Raw genomic sequence first — 15,462 nt, 5'->3', positions numbered from 1 at the left:
TTGGATGTCTTTGGCTACGATCGGTTATCAAACGAATCAAACGCTCTATCAAGTAAAAACAGGATTGTTTAAACAGTTCCTTGTGCAACAACTCAGAACACCACTAACTCATTTTCACTAATCTTGCGAAAGTCCTATCTTGTTTGTTCTGTGGGTGCTTCGCAGTACCTGTGGGACATTACCACTAAGAAAATGCGAAACGAATCAATACAACAAGCCGTTGATGCAGTAGTAAAGAAAGTAGATGGCGGTGAGTATTTAATGAACGCAAAGATTTGGCTGATTATACGTTCTGGTGGTGGATTTGTTCCTGATAGATATTACTATGCAGTTGAAGGCGATGTATGGGGACTAAAAGCAAAGTAACCATTGAACCTTACTAACGCTAATATTTCAAAGAACAATAGAGAGCCAGTTTTAACCTACTGGCTTTTTATTTTTATTCAACGGACAGACAATTTTTTCAACGACAGACAAATCCGAAATGCTGCAACACCGCGCCATTTAGTAATTTTGTTGCATGGATGAACAAGAAAAAATAACACTTGTAAGAACATTTCTTGAGTTGCCTGATGGAAGGAAAAAAGCAACGGAACACGGATTAGAACAAATGTTTGATAAAGAAATTGAAAGATTAAGAAAAAAATTTCCTCTCATAACTTTTAGAGAATTGGCGATATTGCAATCAGAGCAGTTAGCCAAGCAAAAGCCAGTTACCTTAGAAGAAGCAAGGGCGCAATTTCTTTGGATACGATATGGCACGAAAGGAGAAACGAAAGAGATGTATCTGGAAAAATATTTGAAAGGCGAATTTGATTTTATCTATAAAAAATTTGATGAACAAAACACTGGAAAATAAAAAATAAAGCCACTAAGGACAGAAGAATAGAAAAAGAAAAAAATTAGAAAAAAGATTCGTATGAAAAAATTACTCTGGCTTGATGATTTTAGAAATCCGCATGAAAGCGATTGGCTAAAGTTTAGTCCGATTGATTCTCCCTTTGAAACTATCTGGGTGAAATCATATTCCGAATTTGTAGAGTGGATAACAAGTAATGGCTTACCGTCCGCAATTTGCTTTGACCACGATTTGGGTGAAAGGAGAGACGCTATCAAATATGAAAAAATGTGTAGTGAAAAAACAGGATATGATTGCGCGAAATGGCTCGTGGAATATTGTCTTGATAATAATATTAAAGAGATTCCAAAATGGAATATTCAAAGCGCAAATCCTGTCGGCAAAGAAAATATAAATGGATTGCTTTTATCATTTTTAAAAAATACTGGCGGATAACTGCTCTAACTTGGTTCAGTACCGCGTAATTCCTTCCGTTATTTCTCCCCCGTAACCGATACTGGGATTTTCTTGACGCATCCGCTCCGACTTCCATACAGCAAGTTTTGCTGGGTCGTTAGGACGAGGATGCGTCTTTATCCACTCAGCAAATTGTGGATTGATTTTTTTTGCCTTGACAAGATAGTAATACATGGCTCAGTATTTTTGATGATGAGAACAAAGATGAGAAAAAAAATTGAAACGCGAAAAAGGAGCATTTATTTTTTAGATGATGTGGTTTGCCTCCCGCTAAAACTTTGCCATCCTGCTCTCAATCGGACGCATTAGAGAAAGAATCTCGGCTCGGACAGAAAGAAGTCCATACAAGATGCAGAATTGTTTATAGCGCATTTATGCAATCAAGACCACTTGGCTTGGGGATGGACATTGGAAATTTTACTTATCGCTTCTCATAGACAAAAAAGTAACTTCCATTATTACTTTCTTAGTGGTTTCTTTCTACTTATTTTTATCTTTGTATTGACTTGCGTGTACCTTAAATGCAGATGAAAAACTATTTCTCCTATGAAAAAAGTTAGCAAAAATTAAAATTCACTTTTTGTATTGGAAAGTAAAAGAAAAGACAGATAACCTTCTCTGCCTGCAGAGCGTGAAACGCGGCTTATTGTATTACCACCTTCTCCGTATGGCAGCGAACTTCTGTCCCCCTTTTTGAAGGGGGAATAAGGGGGATGTCCGGTGTTTCACACACCTCCACTAAAAACAATCCCTTGCCGAAACCCGAAACCTCCACCTCTGTTCTCTTAGTAAACTTCTTCTCCGCCACTTTTTGACCAAGAGGGCTGGTGATGCGCACTGTGTATTCTTCTTCCATCCCTCCACCCTTCCATTCTTCCACTTCAACTATAATATTGTTTTTTGCGGGGTTGGGATAAACTTTAAACTTTACTTCTTGCTGTTGCAACTCATGTACTCCCACATTTTGCGGACAACTATCGCCATAGCAGGCGAAGTAATTTACAACCATCGTATCATTTATTTTGTCAAAGTAGCCGCCAGCATATAAGTTGCCTTTATAAACAACAAGAGCATTCACTCCCTGATTAGGTCCCTGAATCCTTGTCCATTGAGTGCCATCCCACTTGCTCATTATTGTATCGGCTGAAGTATTGGTAATTCCCCCTCCTCCTCCGTATAATTCGCCTTTATACATTACAAGTGCGCCAAAACCCTGCAATGGTGTTCCAACAGCCGACCAGTTTGTTCCATCCCACCGGGCAACATTTTTAGCAGGAACTGTTCCTGCAGAATCGAACCCTCCTGCAGCATATAGCCAGTTATTTATAGTATCAACTGTCATTGCAAACACACCATTATACCCTCTTATTCCATTCCCCATACATTGCCATTGTGTTCCATCCCATCTCGCAATATTATTACAGGACTTGCCCCCGGCATTGTTAAATTCGCCCGAAACAATCAGGTCTCCGTTATAAACTACCATGGATAATACAAGGGGGAGAGATTGATTATTAAGCCCGCCCTGCATGGCATTGAAATTTGTTCCGTCATAACGGGCAATACAACACCAATTAGGAAACATATTTAAAGTTCCAATCTTATCAAATGTTCCTCCTAAGTATAAATCATTTTTATATTTCATAGCCAACACACCGCTGTTTGCCGTTAAAGTGAAATCCCATTGGTTGCCGTTCAATGTTTCAAGGTTTATCGTAGGATGCTGACCACCCACAAATAATTTGCCTTTGTACATTTCTATAGAATATATATCAGAAATTATATCACTATCTCCTAATCCTGTCCATATAGTGCCGCCATCCCACTTTACAATATCTATCGCCCTGCTGCCATCGGGGGCTTTATAAAAAGCGCCTCCAATGTACAGTTCATTATTAATTATTTTAAAAACCTGCACGTCCCCTCCCGGAAGAACTCCATAACCCACTTTATGCCATGACTGCGTAAACAGGCAGGCGGGAATAAGTGAAGCCAAAACTATAATTCCAACTATTTTTCTCATTTATTATTGCTTAATGACTACCATTTTTCTGCTCTGGAGAATAATTCCGTTTTGTTCCAGCCGGTAAATATACACACCGTTTTGCATATCCTGGGTGGTAATTTTCACACTCCCTTTCATTTCCGAAACTTTGTAATTTTTCAAAAGAGATTTTCCCGTGATGTCATATACGGTTATAGTTGCATCTGAAGTATTTTCCGGCAACTGGTAATAAATAACCGTGTAGTCGCTGAAGGGATTCGGAGTGTTTCCCGATAAATAATAATCGGAAACATACTCGTTCTTTTCGGAAAAAGTTTCATCCTGCATGCGCAGGGAAATTGCTGCCGTATCTTGCGCAAACGAAAAGTCCTCCCCGAACACAAGGCGGAGAATTGCCTGCGCGTTACTTGCCGCAAGCGTTATGCCCATGGCGGCAATGCTTCTCACTAATTTCACCTGCGCGCTGTCCATTTCAAACACCGATTTCCCCTGCTGTGCAAGGTTTAGCAGCATAGATTGCAAATCTAAAAATGCCTGCTCATCGGCATTGGATGCTACCATTCCGGCAAACTGCGCCTGCGCGGAAGAAATATCTCCGCTTGCAATATAGGTGGCAAGCAGGGATTGGTTGCTGTATAAATTATTTTCCTGAGCAAGAAGATTGATGGCATCCTGCGTTCTGTTGCTGTCGGCATAAGAAATCAGCAGCATGTTTATTTGTTTCTGCCTTTCTGTTTTTTGAGCAGCAATATCGCGTGCAATGAGTGTGAGCGTGCGATAGGTAATGCTTCCCTGCGCATTGCGGATTTGCTTGGCGATGCCAGAAGGAAGAGTTTGTAGTTTGGAATTCAGAGTTGGAAGTACATTATCCGAAACAGGTGAATTTGGGATAATAACATCTTTAAAAATTCCCGGAGCGGTGGACTGGGTGCGGTTAATCAATGCAAGCAGCGCTTCATCAGAAAGAAATCCTGCGTTCAGCAATTGGTTTTTCAGCGTTCCGTCCGGTATATTCTGATTGATGGCAGAAATTAATTGAGCCGTCTGTCCTTTATCGAGATTGGCAAACTCATTATTGTATTCCGCCTGCAGCAAATTAATCTGCTGGTCTATGGTTGAAATCACACCTATTCTGCAGCCGGGAGGATAAGTAATGCAAGGGTCGGTGCAGCATTGGGCTTGTGAAGGGCAGGATACAGAGGGGCAGCCGCTGTTACAATTAATATTTACGAATGAGGGTTGTGGCGGAGATAAATTTATGGGTATATATTTAGAAGGAAAACCGTGGCTGAAATAGGCGTATGTTGTTGCTGTTTGCAACTCGTGATTAAGGGTGGGATTACCAGTAGTATTTAAATAATTAAATTCATTTCCTGCCGGTTTCATAATATCAGATGCAGAATAAAATCCCTGCTGTGCGAGCGTGCCGGAAGTATTATGCCAATTCCTGTTATAAGGACCTTGCGCAGTATTGGGATTATCATGCGAGTTGCATTTTATCACTAAAGCAGGATTATTTACTGCAGTAACAACTCCTTTGAAACATTGTTTAAAAAGATTTCCAACCTGGTTGTTCTCATAAATTATGCTTCCTCCGCCTCCTGCAGAGTTAACAGAAGTAATACCCGCATATATTCTATTAAAACTATTATCCGCCACATAAAATCCGGAAGAGTTACGCAGATAAACTCCGTACATATTAAGAGATTGATTGGGTGAAGTAGGTGAACCTATAGTATTATTCTTAATGACATCTCCCTGCCCCGCGTCAATTAAAATGTTTATCGGATTAGGCACAGTAAGGAGAAAAGGCGAGGCATTACTAAATGTGTTTTCTGTAATTACATTTCCGTAAAGAACGGATGAAGAATTATAGTAATGCGCACTGATTGCACGGTTCAGATTTCTAAATATATTACCATTATTTGAAGCTTTTACAATAAATGCCTTGGCATTGTAAATTTCAATTCCTATTTCAGCATCAAAAAATAAATTATCTGCAAAAGTTATAGGATTGAAAGTTTGCGTCCAGCGCACATTCCAGAGATGGGCAAAGCGCGAGGTTCTGCCAAGTGTATTTGATTGCGCAAAATTGGAATTTGCTTTATACGTGGCAGGGTCGTTTACATTATTGTATTCATATCCGTTCGTTGAAATGTTTCCGGTTTTATAACCGGGGTCAAGCAGTGTTCCACCTAAGAAAGTGCTGCTTTGAATCTTACCTGCATTTGCGAAACCGGGCTGCATAGGCGCAAAGCGGATATTGTTAGCATTATTAGAAAAGAAACCCTTATTTACAGTAATAATTCCTCCGCTGAAACAAGTATTATAAGGACCTCCGGTAACATTGCATGGATGGGGAGGAGATTGGTTACATGCTGAAGGAAGAAAACGGTCTAAAAATTTTCCAAGCGTAATTGCATTATGCGCATCGCGGATTTGAACTCCTGAAGTTTTCATTATTAATTTTCCCTGTGCTGATTGTTGTGAAAGGGTATGGTTGCTATAATAATCTCCCCATACTTCAATTCCCTGCCACATGGTGCCGCAGGAAGAAAGCCCTGTTAAGTTACAGCCATCTAAAATAAGCGTACCACCCGGCTCAACAATTATTTTTCCCCAAGGACCGAATTCAAGAGTTAAGTTCTGCAAGGTTAAAGTGACTCCTTTTTTTATAGTAAGTGTGTCTCTGACCGGGTTATAAATACTTGAGCCAATAGCAACCGTGTTGCCGGTAATGTCAAAACTATATGGATTGCCCGGGTGATTTCCGCCTGAGGCATAAGGAGCAGTGGAAGAACAGCAATTATTATTATAGCCACCGTTTACGCTGGGTGTGACGGAAATTAATCGTGAGTATTCGCTGCAGCATCCGCATCCGCTCGAAGAAGTGGCTGCCGTCAGTGAAACCACATATTGTCCGGGTTTAATATATACATGGGTTGGATTAAATGCAGAGGAAGTTGTGCCGTCTCCAAAATCCCATGTAAATGAAATTGCTCCTGTGGATTTATTTGTAAAGGCAACTGTGTTTCCCATGCAGTCCTCATTTTTTTGAAAAGTAAAACTAGCAGCAGGATTTCCTGCTGCGTTAAATTCAATGTCATCTATTCCGATATCATCTCCATTACCAAATGGGTCAAGATTCGCAATCGGCATATTGATTTGTAAATCCGCCACAGTAGTTGAAGCACCTGAAGTCCATTGCACACATATTTGCACCCAAGTGCTGCAGGGGGCGCAATTAAAAGATGCACAATTGCCGTTTCCGCCTGGGCATTCCGCAATTGCTGTTATTGCCGTTGGCACAACAGGGTTTGAATTAATTGTTAATTGAATGGGAGGTAGTTGATTGCCAACACATCTATCTAAATTATGAAACCATGCCGAAAAAACATATTGAGTGTTTTTGCAAATCGGAACCAGTTGCTCCCAGATCAATGGGTTATTACTTGGAGTAGCGCATTGGGAACAAGGTCCATCGCAAACCATAAAATTATTTCCGCTATAGGGTGTGGCGCACCAAAAATTATTAAGTGCATTAAGCGTAGCAGCAGACGCTATGGAATATTCTCCCTGATGCAAACCTGCAGCAGAAAAAGTTTGACCGGAATTAAATCCGGTATTTCCCGATTCGAAATCGCCATTTATTACCAAGTTATTTCCGCAAGGCAACCAAGCACCGCAAGATGCAAAAGGGGATACTGGCGAAACTTTGTTTACACATAATCCAAAAACAGCATGAGGATTCACATTAATGACTTTTATATTATACGAACTTCCCGCAGCCAATCCCCAAAGTTTCAAATGGGGAAGAGTATCGCTGTTAGCAGATACGGTATTACTACCTATTAAAGAAAGGGAATTACATGTTCCGCTATAAACTTCTAATGATTTTGGTTTAGAATTAATAGGAGATGAAATTATTATTTGCATTACAGAGGAATCCGCCACAAACTTAAACCACATCACGCTGTCACTCATCGTAATATTATTCGCGCACGTATCTTTATTTCCCAAATCAATGGCGCAGTTGCAGGAACTTCCGAAAGAAATTAATTGTTTGCTTATGATGCCCAGCGTATCTGCCGGAGCAATCATGTTCACGCTGTCAGCGCTCAGCAGGCGGGCGTTTTTCAGAAAGCAGTCCGTCATGCACGAAATGGTTCCGCTGCAAAGAATGGTTCCGCATATACGCGCGCTGTCGAGAATGCGCACGGTTGAATCAGAGTTGAAGAAAATATTTTCAGCGCGCACGCCTCCGCTTAAAACCAACTGCGCATCAAACGTGAGCGGGCCGTTTACATTAAAAATAAATTTAGAAGTTGAATCGCCCGCAAGAGTAATCTGGTCGCTCATGGTGAGCGAAGAAGGAAAAGAATACGTTCCCGCAGCATACGTGGTATTGCTTACGTTGGTTTGCGAAATGGTCTGCGCCTGCTTGTTAAAAAACGCCTGCTGAATTTGTTTCAAACTATCCAATGCGGTTGAAAGCACGCATACGCTGCCGGTAACCGTGCCGCCTGCCTTCACGGTGGAATCAACCGTTCCCACTGCGCCCACGTTTCCGTTCACATCGGTGGTTTGAACTGATGTAACCGATGAGCCCGAAAGAATGCTGAACGATTGCAGGTTGGTGGAGAGGGTTTGTGAAAAAAGCAAACCTGAAAAAGAAAAACTGCAAGCGATGATGGCGAAGGAGAGGAAAAAATTTTTAATGCTGTATGTTTTTAAGATGAGAAGAAAAAATTACCGGCTCAAATATATGCCATAAAAAACAAATGTCAATGGAAGCGACTTGTTTTTAGACGAATGTTCCAAATTCTTCGATGAATGAGCGGATATTATCGCTTACCGAAAGTTTTTTCTTCGCTCATTTTTGGAAGCGGTTTATATCTTTTTTTATTTTTTACATACACATTCTCTATGAATATATGTTCTCCCTGCTGCGTTTGAACGGGCGCGAACCTGCCTGCAACTCCCAATCCGTAAAGCGCAATATCGGCAGCATGCTTTTTGCCGAACTTTTTCTCAAGGTGTTCTTTTAATCCCGGGTAATTTTCACATACGGTTTTCACCAGGCAGTGATAGCCCCGGTTAGCAGGGCAAAATATATTCCTCATTTCCTCGAGCATAGTTTCCACATTGCGTTTGCATTCGTGAATAATGGCGGCAATGGCGGCAGGTTTTAACTGCATAATCAGCAAAAAAAGTATTTCCTGCCGCTGCTCATCCAGTTCGTTGCACGCAAAATATTTTTCATGATTTTTCATGCCCGCGAAAATGAAAAAACCCGCGTTGTAAAATCTGCGGAGTTCCGCAGATTTTGAATTGACCGAAAGGGTATGTTTGCGCATTCTTTTTCTCAAGGCATGAAAAAAATATCCGGCAATAAGAAAGAAACAAAAATTTCAGCGCGCAAAAAAATTGTCCGCGCCACTTCAAAAAGCATCCTTTTGAATTCACAACTCCGCAAGTTGAATTCAAAAAGAAATAGTTTGCATTCAAGAAGACATAATTTAGATTCACGAAGCAACAATTTGAATTCAGGGGATGATAATTTGAATTCAAAAAGTATCCATTTGAATTCAGGAAGCAGCAATTTGAATGCAAGAAGTAATAATTTGAATTCAAAAAGTATCCATTTGAATTCAGGAAGTAACAATTTGAATGCAAGAAGTAATAATTTGAATTCAAAAAGTAACTATTTGAATTCAGGAAGTAACAATTTGAATTCAAGAAGCAATAATTTGAATTAATAAATACGCTTTTATAAATCTTAAATCCTACATCCTAAATCCTTACTTCTAATTTATGGCAACAAAAAAGAGCACATCAAAAATTGTGGTGCTGCTGCCCATAGGGCTGGCAACTCCCATCAACAACTTCATCACCGAAGCGCAGCATATTCATGACTTGCTGCAGAACAACACTGATTTTCCCACGCTTCAGGGCGACCTTCCTCAGTTGCAAACCGACATTACCACCTTAATTGCCGATGAACAAAAAACGCTCAACCGCGTGCCGGGCTCGGCAGCGCTTCGCGATGAGCAAAAAGCCATTGTATATAATGAACTGGACGGCTTGCGCGGCATTGTTCAGAAAGTGGTGAACCAGCCCGCAAACATTGCCAACGCGGTGGCAATGGCGGAAGGCGGTGGAATGGAAGTGAAAGGAAGAGCCAAACGCAGCAAAGATGAACTTACCGTGCGCAATGGAGACATGAGCGGTTCGTGCGATTTAATTGCCAAAGCCGCAGCCAAAAAAGCCGCCTACCTCTGGCAGCAAAGCACCGATAACATTAACTTTGTGTATTGCGACCCCATTTGCACACTCGAAACAAAAAACACAGTTGAAAATCTTACTCCCAAAACCGATTACTGGTTCCGCTTCCGCGCCATTCTTCCGGCAAAAGCAAGAAAAAGTAAAAGCGCACGCAAGTTGAAAAAAGAAAAAGCAGCCGATGCCGACTGGAGCCAATCAGTGAAGATTACGGTGGTGTAAACTATCAGCGAACTACGAATCTTTTACGAACTTACGAAGTACGAACATTTTCATAGTTCGTGGGTTCGTATTGTTTCGTTTTTTGTTTCATCCCGATTTATCGCGGACGAAGATTATACCTTCACCAGAAAAATTTCTTTTAGTTTAGAAATGCAGAAATCAATTTCTTCTTTCGTAGTGTATTTGCTGAATGAAAAACGAATGGAGGGGCGGTTCATATCCGAGCCGATATTTCTCAGCACATGCGAACCCTGGTTGCTGCCGGAAGTGCAGGCGCTTCCGCCCGATGCGGCAATGCCGGCAATGTCGAGATTGAACAGCATCATCTCTGCGTTTTCTGTCGGGGGGAAATGAACATTGAGAACTGTATAGAGTGAACTTCCTTTTGCATCTCCGTTGAATTCCACTGCGGGAATATTTTTTTCGAGTTGTTCAATCATGTATGTTTTCAAATCCTGAATATGTTTATGATGCGCTTCCATATCGTGGTGAGCAATTTCAAATGCTTTTCCGATTCCAACAATGCCATACAAATTTTCTGTTCCACCGCGCATGTTTCTTTCCTGCGAGCCGCCATAGATGAATGGATTAATTTTGACTTTGTTGCTCAGGTATAAAAAACCAATTCCTTTCGGCCCGTGAAATTTATGCGCGGCACCGTTTACCATGTGCACATTCACGCTTTGTAAATCCAGTTTATAATGCGCCATTGTCTGCGTAGTATCGCAATGAAAAATGGCATTGTACTTTTCGCACAACTCCCCTACTCTTTTCAGCGGAAGAAGATTTCCTATTTCATTGTTGGCGTGCATTAATGTGACTAAACTTTTTTCACTGGAAGAAAGAAGTTGTTCGAGGTGATTCAAATCAACATGCCCTTTCTTATCAAGATTGACAAAACTTAATTTTATTTTTCCGGAATGCTCGAGCGCTTCGGCACAATGCAGCACCGCATGATGTTCAATTTTGCTGGTGATAATATGCTTCACGCCTAAATCATTTACTGCATTTCTTATGGCAGTGTTGATTGCTTCCGTTCCGCCCGAAGTAAAAAAGATTTCCGAAGGAGAAACATTCAGGTTCTTCGCAATAATTTTCCGTGCGCCTTCAATTGCCGCTCGTGTTTTTCTTCCGAATGAATGAATGGAAGAAGGGTTTCCGAAATGTTCCTGCAAATACGGAAGCATGGCATCTAAAACTTCTTTATCGAGAGGAGTTGTTGCTGCATTGTCGAGATAAACTTTCATCAGTTGGCGTTTCGGTTTGACTTGATAAGTTCTTTTATGTCAGAAATAATTTTTTTAGCAAGGTTATCGGCAGTGGATTGCGATTCGCTTTCGGAATAAATGCGAATGATGGGCTCGGTGTTGCTTCTGCGCAAATGCACCCACTCTTTTCCGAATTCAATTTTTATTCCGTCTGCTTCATTCATGGGTTGCTTTTTATATTTTTCTTTCACGCCAATTAAAAGTTTTCCCACGTCAATTCCATTTATAATTTCAATTTTATTTTTTGAGATGTGATAATTCGGATAAGTGGAGCGAAGCATTGAACATGACTTGCCGAATTTAGCGAGATGCGTAAGGAACAAAGCAATTCCCACCAATGCATCTCTTCCATAGTGAAGTTCGGGATAAATCACTCCGCCATTTCCTTCTCCGCCAATCACCGCCTTATGTTTTTTCATCATCTCCACCACGTTCACTTCACCGACTGCCGAAGCAAAATAATTTCCTCCGTGTTTCTCTGTAACATCTTTCAGCGCGCGCGTGGAAGAAAGATTTGAAACCGTATTTCCCTGCCTGCCGGCAGGCACGGCCTTTTTGGAATTTTTCAGAACATAATCTGCCACTGCAACGAGCGTGTATTCTTCCCCGAACATTTCTCCGTCTTCGGAAATTAAAGCGAGCCGGTCAACATCGGGGTCAACGGCAATGCCGAGATGCGCGCGTTTCTTCATGACAACTTTTGAAAGTTCATAAAGATTTTCAGGAAGCGGTTCGGGATTATGCGCAAAGTCACCGGTGGGTTCGCAGTTTACTTTGAAAATTTCTTCCACGCCCAGCGCTTCGAGCAGCATGGGTACTGCAATTCCTCCTGTGGAATTCACCGCATCCACTGCAATGCGAAACTTTTTTTCTTTAATTGCTTTTTTATCCACCAAATCAAGCGCAAGAATTTTATCTATGTGTTTTTTGATGTACTCATTTTTTTCAGTTCGCTCGCCCAGCGAATGAACTTCTTCAAAAATAAATTTATCGTCTTCTGCAATTTTCAAAACCTGCTGTCCGTCTTTTTCAGAAATAAATTCTCCGTCAGCATTTAAAAGTTTCAGCGCGTTCCATTGTTTCGGATTATGGCTTGCGGTGATGATGATTCCACCATCGGCTTTTTCATCGGTTACAGCAATTTCTACTGTGGGAGTTGTGGAAAGTCCTATATCAATTACATCAATTCCCATTCCGAGAAGCGTGGATGAAACCAGTTTGCTCACCATTTCGCCCGACATGCGCGCATCTCTGCCAATCACAACTTTTGCTCCCGATACATATCGGGATTGTTTTTTAGATTTTGCCCGCTGATTCAGCGTCCATGCGCCATAAGCAGAAGTAAATTTTACAATATCGGCAGGCGTAAGATTCTCTCCCGATTTTCCTCCAATGGTTCCGCGGATTCCCGAAATAGATTTGATTAACATGTTTCAAAAATGAAAACAAAGATAAAATTTTAGGCGAGAAAAATCAGAAAGCAACGGAAGTATTTATTCAAGTTTCACTTCGAAAGGAATCTTGAGCAACTGCTGGTAATCCTCTCCATCGCGCATGGAATCGTCATCGCCATCTTCGTACTCCCAGATGATTTTCAGTTTGCAGCCGCTTTGATAAAGTTCTTCCGCTTTCTGAAAAAAATGCAGCAGGCGTTTCGAAGACGTTGTATTGTAATAATGAAGGCGAAGAAGAATAGTATTTTCAGAATTATCCCTCTTGAAAGAATTCAGCGAGTTGTAAAGCACGGAAAAAAACTCATCGGGATTTTCGGGAATGAGCCGTCCTTCAATTTCAAGAATTCCCGAAGCGGAATCAAAACGCACTTCGGGAGTTTTCGCAGTTGAATTCAGAAGAATGTTGCTCATTAAGCACAAAGGTAAAAAAGTTCAGAAACGAAATCCCATTACCAGAATATCATCGGTTTGAAAAAGCCCGTGTTTCCATTCAATATGTGTTGCTTCGAGAATTTGTTTTTGCTCGCTCATGGGTTTCTGATGAATATCGAGAAGCAGTTGCTTGAATCTTCCCTTCATAAATTTTTTTCCCGTGTCGTGATTCAACTGGTCGGCATAGCCATCGGAAAAAAGATATACCGTATCTCCCTTTTCAATTTCCATCGTATGGCAGGAAATTTTTTCTTTCGCAGTTTCCGGAATGCTCCCGATGTTGAAACGAATGGCATCCATCTCAATTAATTTTCCATCACGGATAAAATACAGCGGGTTGTACGCACCTGAATAAAGCAAAGAAAGTTGATTCGATGATTTGTCAATGGTGCATACCGCCATATCCATTCCATCGCGCAAATGCTGCACATCGTCCACGAGCGAAAGGCGGTGAATGATTCCTTCGTTCATTTCAGAAATAATTTCTTTCGGGTTTGTGATTCCTCTTTCATTGATAATGTTATCGAGCAAATCATTTCCAACAATGGTGAGAAATGCTCCGGGAACTCCATGCCCGGTGCAATCAACAGCGGCTGCAATTATTTTTCCGTTTCCATGCGCGCGGTCAATAAAATAAAAATCTCCGCTCACAATATCTTTCGGCTTGTAGAGAATAAATGATTCGGGCAAAAGTTCTTTTATTTTTTCTTCGGAAGGGAGAATGGTGTTCTGAATTTTTTTCGCGTAGTTAATGCTGTCAGTAATGTCTTTATTTTTATTCATTAACTCTTCGTATAGCAAAGCATTTTCAAGGGCAATGGCAGTGAAGAGCGCAAGGTTCCGCGCCACATTGAGATGAAATTCCGTGTAGGCATTTTTCTGAAAACTCTGAATGGTGAGAATGCCAAGTTGCTTTTTATCTTTTGTAAAAAGCGGAATCCAGATGGATGACTGCGGGGCTTCTCCTGCAATGGCTTTCGGCAGCGGGCGGCTGGGAATGTACTTGTTGTACTCGCGCTCGTAATCATTCACAAAAACTTCTTTCTTATTTTTGAACGACCAGACGGGAATCCAGTAATCATCTGATAAATTATAATGCGCAAAGGAAAGATGCTGCCCGCGCTCAATTCCCATCGGGTAATCGAGCGTTTGTTTTTCTTCGTTGTAAATTCCAATCCAGAAACTCGAAGCGTCCATGAGTTGATTGATGTGGTCATACACCGTTACAATAATTTTTTCCACTGATAAACTTGAAGTAATCTTCTGCCCTATTTCGCTGAGAAGTTTTACATTCTGATATGTTTGTTCAATTTCTTCTTTCTGCTTTCTAATTTCCACCGTGCGCGCTTTCACTTCTCCTTCCATGTTTTCATACAGCCGCGCGTTCTCGAGCGACTTTGCAGTGGAAACCGCCAGCGCGCGGAGAATATTCAGGTGATATTCCGTATATGCATTCTTCCGGAAACTCTGCACGGTGAGAACTCCCATCGGTTTTTCCTTAATCAACAACGGCAAATAAATAATGGAAGAAGGCGTATCGCCCACATCGGCTTTCGGAGGAAGAACACCGTGCTCCCGGAAATAAAAATTTTCCCAGTCGTTAATGAAAAATTCTTTTTTATTCTTAAAGCATTTTACAGCGGTTTTCTTTTCTTCCTCCAACGAAGTAGAATTGGGCGGAAGTTTTTCTCCTTTCTCAATATCGCCCGGATAATAAAGTTCATTTGTTTCGGGCATGTGAAGACCAATGGCGAACACCGAAGCATCCATCATATCGTTCACGCTTTTATAAACGCGGGAAATAATTTCTTCCACCGATAAAGAGGAAGCAATCTCTTCCGAAATTTTCGCCAGGAGTTTTGTATGCTGAAATGTTTTTTCTATTTTATTTTTCTGCGCAACCGATTCTCTTGAAAAAGTTTTTGCTTCGGTAAGCAGGCGGGCATTTTCAATGGCAATGCCGGTATACGAAGCAATGTTCTGCAAAATCTCCAGTTGAAATTTATCGTACGCATTTTTCCGGTAACTCTGAACTGAAATTATTCCGAGCACTTTTTTCTTTACTATTATCGGCTGGTAAAGCATGGAATGAATAATGCGCTCGGTGCTCCCGTCTTCCAGTTCGCGGTTTGAGTCAAAATATTTTTTTATATACTTTTTATATTCCTGTGAAACATTATTGATGAAAACCGGTTTTTTATTTTCAATGCACCAGACGGGAAACTGATTTTTATCTTTCATGTTTCGCGAATAGGGTTTGTATTTTTTCTTTTCGGCAATGGCAAGCTGGTAGTCAATTATTTTTTTCTTCGCATCGTACAGCCCGATTCCGAACACAGTGGCATCCATGAGTTTGTTCACTTTTTCATAAACGGTAAATAAAATTTTTTCAGAGTCAAGCGAAGAAGTGATATCTCTGCCAATATCGCCAAGCACTTTCAGCGTTTCAAATTCCTTGTTAATATGTTTGGGTTTTCTCATGAA

At 41.0% G+C, this 15,462-nt stretch carries 11 protein-coding genes; 4 read left to right on the top strand and 7 right to left on the bottom strand.

From position 1 onward, the window contains the following. Positions 1-192 precede the first annotated feature (192 nt). The 3 genes from HY063_14835 to HY063_14825 all read left to right on the top strand — a co-directional run bounded on the left by HY063_14835 (position 193) and on the right by HY063_14825 (position 1,294). Positions 193-366, top strand: coding sequence for a hypothetical protein (locus tag HY063_14835; GenBank protein MBI3503060.1), 174 nt, complete (start codon positions 193-195; stop codon positions 364-366). Positions 367-520: 154 nt separating this feature from the next. Further along, the gene (locus HY063_14830) at positions 521-859 is read left to right on the top strand and encodes a hypothetical protein (GenBank protein ID MBI3503059.1); all 339 of its coding nucleotides are present in this window, start codon (positions 521-523) and stop codon (positions 857-859) included. Positions 860-988: 129 nt separating this feature from the next. Then, entirely contained in the window at positions 989-1,294 is a 306-nt protein-coding gene (locus HY063_14825; GenBank protein MBI3503058.1) for a hypothetical protein, read from the top strand. 664 nt (positions 1,295-1,958) lie between these two features. On the opposite strand, the gene HY063_14820 is transcribed toward HY063_14825, so the two are convergent. The 3 genes from HY063_14820 to HY063_14810 form a co-directional block, all read right to left on the bottom strand. After that, positions 1,959-3,338, bottom strand: a complete 1,380-nt coding sequence (locus tag HY063_14820; GenBank protein MBI3503057.1) for a T9SS type A sorting domain-containing protein — start codon at positions 3,336-3,338, stop codon at positions 1,959-1,961. A gap of 3 nt (positions 3,339-3,341) precedes the next feature. Then, positions 3,342-7,982, bottom strand: coding sequence for a DUF3494 domain-containing protein (locus tag HY063_14815; GenBank protein MBI3503056.1), 4,641 nt, complete (start codon positions 7,980-7,982; stop codon positions 3,342-3,344). Between the two features lie 182 nt (positions 7,983-8,164). After that, positions 8,165-8,593 (bottom strand): hypothetical protein, encoded by a 429-nt coding sequence (locus HY063_14810; GenBank protein ID MBI3503055.1) that lies wholly within the window; start codon positions 8,591-8,593, stop codon positions 8,165-8,167. A gap of 541 nt (positions 8,594-9,134) precedes the next feature. On the opposite strand from HY063_14810, the gene HY063_14805 reads away from it, so the two are divergent. After that, positions 9,135-9,824: a hypothetical protein gene (locus tag HY063_14805; protein ID MBI3503054.1), complete on the top strand. Its 690-nt coding sequence runs from the start codon at positions 9,135-9,137 to the stop codon at positions 9,822-9,824. 113 nt (positions 9,825-9,937) lie between these two features. Here the strand turns inward: HY063_14805 and HY063_14800 are convergent, their stop codons facing one another. The 4 genes from HY063_14800 to HY063_14785 all read right to left on the bottom strand — a co-directional run bounded on the left by HY063_14800 (position 9,938) and on the right by HY063_14785 (position 15,459). Continuing rightward, on the bottom strand, positions 9,938-11,071 hold the full coding sequence (locus HY063_14800; protein MBI3503053.1) for a cysteine desulfurase: 1,134 nt from the start codon (positions 11,069-11,071) through the stop codon (positions 9,938-9,940). Further along, on the bottom strand, positions 11,071-12,522 hold the full coding sequence (gene glmM, locus HY063_14795) for a phosphoglucosamine mutase (protein ID MBI3503052.1): 1,452 nt from the start codon (positions 12,520-12,522) through the stop codon (positions 11,071-11,073). Before glmM ends, HY063_14800 begins: the two co-directional genes overlap by 1 nt. Positions 12,523-12,585: 63 nt before the next feature. Then, complete coding sequence (locus HY063_14790; GenBank protein ID MBI3503051.1) at positions 12,586-12,957, bottom strand: DUF1987 domain-containing protein; 372 nt, start codon at positions 12,955-12,957, stop codon at positions 12,586-12,588. A 21-nt stretch (positions 12,958-12,978) separates the two neighbouring features. Then, positions 12,979-15,459, bottom strand: coding sequence for a GAF domain-containing protein (locus HY063_14785; GenBank protein ID MBI3503050.1), 2,481 nt, complete (start codon positions 15,457-15,459; stop codon positions 12,979-12,981). Positions 15,460-15,462 lie beyond the last annotated feature (3 nt).

This window comes from Bacteroidota bacterium (assembly GCA_016195025.1).
Classification (GTDB): domain Bacteria; phylum Bacteroidota; class Bacteroidia; order Palsa-948; family Palsa-948; genus Palsa-948.
This window is presented reverse-complemented; position numbering and strand designations above follow the sequence as displayed.

Coding starts and splice junctions, on each gene's coding strand:
- glmM (MBI3503052.1), bottom strand. CDS start 12,522: ATGTTAATCAAATCTATTTCGGGAATCCGCGGAACCATTGGAGGAAAA.
- HY063_14810 (MBI3503055.1), bottom strand. CDS start 8,593: ATGAAAAATCATGAAAAATATTTTGCGTGCAACGAACTGGATGAGCAG.
- HY063_14820 (MBI3503057.1), bottom strand. CDS start 3,338: ATGAGAAAAATAGTTGGAATTATAGTTTTGGCTTCACTTATTCCCGCC.
- HY063_14835 (MBI3503060.1), top strand. CDS start 193: ATGCGAAACGAATCAATACAACAAGCCGTTGATGCAGTAGTAAAGAAA.
- HY063_14830 (MBI3503059.1), top strand. CDS start 521: ATGGATGAACAAGAAAAAATAACACTTGTAAGAACATTTCTTGAGTTG.
- HY063_14805 (MBI3503054.1), top strand. CDS start 9,135: ATGGCAACAAAAAAGAGCACATCAAAAATTGTGGTGCTGCTGCCCATA.
- HY063_14790 (MBI3503051.1), bottom strand. CDS start 12,957: ATGAGCAACATTCTTCTGAATTCAACTGCGAAAACTCCCGAAGTGCGT.
- HY063_14800 (MBI3503053.1), bottom strand. CDS start 11,071: ATGAAAGTTTATCTCGACAATGCAGCAACAACTCCTCTCGATAAAGAA.
- HY063_14785 (MBI3503050.1), bottom strand. CDS start 15,459: ATGAGAAAACCCAAACATATTAACAAGGAATTTGAAACGCTGAAAGTG.